Origin of the sequence: Arthrobacter sp. HMWF013 (assembly GCF_003061105.1) — a bacterium.
Taxonomy (GTDB): Bacteria; Actinomycetota; Actinomycetes; order Actinomycetales; family Micrococcaceae; genus Arthrobacter.
The window spans coordinates 1-3199 of record NZ_QAIQ01000374.1; the positions used below are offsets into that span (position 1 = coordinate 1).

Here is a 3199-nt window from a genome sequence, read left to right on the forward strand (position 1 = left end):
CGCCACAACGGCCCCCGTGACGGGATCCGCCACGCCACACGCGTGGAGCATCGTGAACTCCCCCGCGTTCGCCAGGATGGCGGCGACCGTGAGCCGGGACGTCAGGTTCTCAGCAAGCTCCTCAAAGGACGCGGCCTGCAGGAAGAACGTGCCGCCGTCGTGCATTGGGGACACAACGGAGGCGGAGTAAGGCAGGTCCGCGGTGGGTTCGTTGGGCAGCGGCGGAAGCAACGGCTCCTGACTCGTGGCACAGCGGGCCCAGGCCGAGCGCATGCTCTCGCTCTGCTCCCAGGTGACCTCGCCGCCCCAGCGGACGGCGAACTGCATGCCTAAGACGTCTACGCTCAGCACCTCTGTGCTGCTGAGCATTTCCTCCAGCGGCGGCAACTCATGTGCCAGCTGTGTGTTCCTGCCGCTCATGAATCCCCCCGGATCTGGCGTAGTGGTGTGAAACTGCTAGTTCGTGCTGCCGGCCGGTTCAATCAGGCGCTGCGCTTCCAGGCTGGCCAGGAAGGCCTCGACCTGGGCTGCGAGCTGGCCCGCCGCGTCTTCGAACGCGGCTTCCAGTTCAGCGATGACGTCTGCCTGGTCGCGGCGGCCGTCGAGGAGTTCCCAGATGGTTGCAGCAGTACCCTCGAGGACCACCGGCTGGGTTGCGTCCAAGTGGAGCAACGCAACCCGGCCGGTCGATTGGGTGCGGACTTCTGCAACGAGGTTGGAGTGGTGCCAGATCACAGCGGTGCCTAGTTGAGCTGGAGAACTGCCGGCAAGGCCAGCAGACCAGTTGGAGAGGTGAAGGAGACCGTCAGGTTGAATTGTTTGCCAATAGCAACCGTCTTGCTGGTCCCCGTGTAGTAGAAGTCGAGCAGGAAGGTAGCTGTCGCGTTGTTCGCTACCCCGCCTGGCAGGCTGAAATTCGCGGAGAAAGTGCCCACCGCCGGAGGGGGCGTCATCACCGTCAGAGTGCCTCCGGAGAACGTATTGATACCAACTACCGGATCAGACGTCGCGGTGGCTGGACTGGGGGTGATGGTAATAGTCCCGACTATTGGACCTGAAGTCGCACCGCTCTTGTTCAGCAGGTGGAAACCGATCGGACCCTTGCCCGGACGGTTCTGACCGGCAACCGCCGGTCTGGTTTGCTGCACGAAATTAACGGTGTCAGGAGTGTTGAAATCCAGCAGCGCTTCGAACTTGCCGCCTGATGCGGATGCCGGCGGAACCGCAATGGCCGTTACAAGGACTGGTACTGACCACGCCACACCCTTGACAACCCTGCGGCGACTGAACCCGCCTTCTTCGTTGCTTGTGACCTCTGCGTTCAGAACGTCAGACAATTGCGCCCCCGTATCGTTTCAACTCCAGCCGGCCCTCTTGGGCGGGCAGCGTGCTATGGCCGCGTTTTCCCGGCTGTGCCCACTCTCACGGACGCGACTTAAGGTTCCGTCAACCTAATTGCAAGATTGCGTCAATATCCGCTGTGAAGGGTTCTTGAGGGTGAATCTCAGCGATGAATGGCGGCGCTTTCGCAGCGCTAAGTCACCCCTGGCGCTCATGGGGACGGGCTACAGCCCGCCGACGATGATCAGTGACGCGCCGGTGCTTTCGGCCAGCCGGCTGAGGGCTTTGGCAGGGTCGCCGTTGAGCACGGAATGGCCACCGTTGACCCGGCGGTCCGCGCGTCGATTCGAGACGATACAGGAGGCGCCCGGACGGGAATTGCGCCTCTTCATTTACTGGCGGATCAAGGGAGTGTGCTGCGCGGGCCTCGTCCGGCCCCCACTCGGTCAGGTAAGTGGACGAAGCAACCGGAACTTCAGCGGTTCGTGGAATTCCTTCCGCCCCGCTCGTTCCACAGGTCCCTGCGGGCCAGCTGCTCCCCACGGCCGGTTTATCCGTCGGCAGAGCTGCTCTTTAGTGCACGGTGCAGCCGCGTGCGGGCACCGTTCTCGACCAGAGTCGGCACGTAGGCCCGGATGCGCCCTCCGTCCAGCCCATGGTATTCCTCGCTGACAATCGCAGTGATAAGTGCACGGGGCGCCTCAGGGTAACGGGCCGCAAGCCGCTCCTCGACACGTTCAACGAGATGTTCCTCAGTTTCGTCGTCCATCAGCCCAGTGTGATTTGGGCCGTTCAGAACGTCAAGAAGATGAGGGGGCCGGGGGCACGCACGAGCCCCGCCGGTTGGCGGCGTGCGATCGTTAGATCGCCGACACCAAAGGTTAACCTGCAAATCCTTGCACCCGGAGCAATTGATCAGCCACACTGACTACAGATCCGCAGGAGATGCCTCCGCGATCCAAGTCGCCGGCCCTTGCCGGCCAACGCCCCATCAAAGAATGCCGGGCACCCCTCTCTCACATCACAGCATTCAGCCGCCCCAGGCGTGCCCGGCCAGGAGCCGTCGTCTGCCAAATTCGTCGGCATTGAACCCTCAGAGAAAGAACCACCATGATCAAGCGCCACTCTGACCTCGTCCTGGAAATCACCGCCCACGACCCCCACACCATTGAAAGCGACCTCAATACCGCCGTGGACATAGCCCGCCAGCACGCCATACTCGAAGGCCGCCACGGGATCCTGGTCACCCAACACGGCTACACCAGCTATACCGTCGCCGTCAGCCGCGACGTCCCATTCGGCCAGACACACGAGCGCCGAGAGCTCGGACCAAGCGCGGGCTGACAACGGGCCGGGCCTCTGTACAACCGCCGAGCAGTGGATGTAAATTCAGTTCACGGGACTTAACCGCACCAGCGGCGTCCCGGTACCCGGTCCCTCTGCAAGGACCGCGGGAAGCTGCTGTAGCAACGCGGCGGCACAGGATGCAGGCACGAAATGAGCCAAGATGTCCACCTCGCATTACCAGCACTTTCTTGACGAAGCCACGATTTTCGACCCAACCAGCGACTGCCCCCTAGGCCCCGACTGCCTATACGGGCTATATGTCAGCTGGTGCTTCCTCAAGGGTTTCCAACCCCACTCCGATGCAGCATTCCGCGCTGCCATGCAGCGGTGCGGGATCGACATGAGTGACAGCAAACTCATGATGCACGGCCCGGCCGCGGCCGAATACATCCTGGCCAGCTACCCGGCAGTGGCCTGATGACCGTCAGGGCGGACGACGTTACCCTGTCGCAGAGTCCGCCGCCGGACCCGCTGAGATGCACGGCCTGCGGGAACGGCGGCACTCTGGAGA

General features: G+C 62.9%; 6 protein-coding genes and 1 pseudogene. 2 read left to right on the top strand and 5 right to left on the bottom strand.

The window, feature by feature from the left end; all coding sequences use genetic code 11:
- The 5 genes and pseudogenes from DBR22_RS13815 to DBR22_RS13830 form a co-directional block, all read right to left on the bottom strand.
- A pseudogene (locus DBR22_RS13815) lies at positions 1 to 420 on the bottom strand (hypothetical protein); the annotation flags it as partial.
- 36 nt (positions 421 to 456) lie between these two features.
- The gene (locus DBR22_RS13820) at positions 457 to 735 is read right to left on the bottom strand and encodes a PqqD family protein (RefSeq protein WP_108599486.1); all 279 of its coding nucleotides are present in this window, start codon (positions 733 to 735) and stop codon (positions 457 to 459) included.
- A gap of 8 nt (positions 736 to 743) precedes the next feature.
- Positions 744 to 1337 carry a hypothetical protein gene (locus DBR22_RS13825; protein WP_108599487.1) on the bottom strand — a complete coding sequence of 198 codons (594 nt, stop codon included), beginning with the start codon at positions 1335 to 1337 and terminating at the stop codon, positions 744 to 746.
- 228 nt (positions 1338 to 1565) lie between these two features.
- Positions 1566 to 1733: a hypothetical protein gene (locus DBR22_RS23880; RefSeq protein WP_181365183.1), complete on the bottom strand. Its 168-nt coding sequence runs from the start codon at positions 1731 to 1733 to the stop codon at positions 1566 to 1568.
- A gap of 158 nt (positions 1734 to 1891) precedes the next feature.
- Positions 1892 to 2110, bottom strand: coding sequence for a three-helix bundle dimerization domain-containing protein (locus DBR22_RS13830; RefSeq protein ID WP_108599488.1), 219 nt, complete (start codon positions 2108 to 2110; stop codon positions 1892 to 1894).
- Between the two features lie 341 nt (positions 2111 to 2451).
- On the opposite strand from DBR22_RS13830, the gene DBR22_RS13835 reads away from it, so the two are divergent.
- Entirely contained in the window at positions 2452 to 2685 is a 234-nt protein-coding gene (locus tag DBR22_RS13835; RefSeq protein WP_108599489.1) for a hypothetical protein, read from the top strand.
- Positions 2686 to 2848: 163 nt separating this feature from the next.
- Complete coding sequence (locus tag DBR22_RS13840; RefSeq protein WP_108599490.1) at positions 2849 to 3106, top strand: hypothetical protein; 258 nt, start codon at positions 2849 to 2851, stop codon at positions 3104 to 3106.
- Positions 3107 to 3199 lie beyond the last annotated feature (93 nt).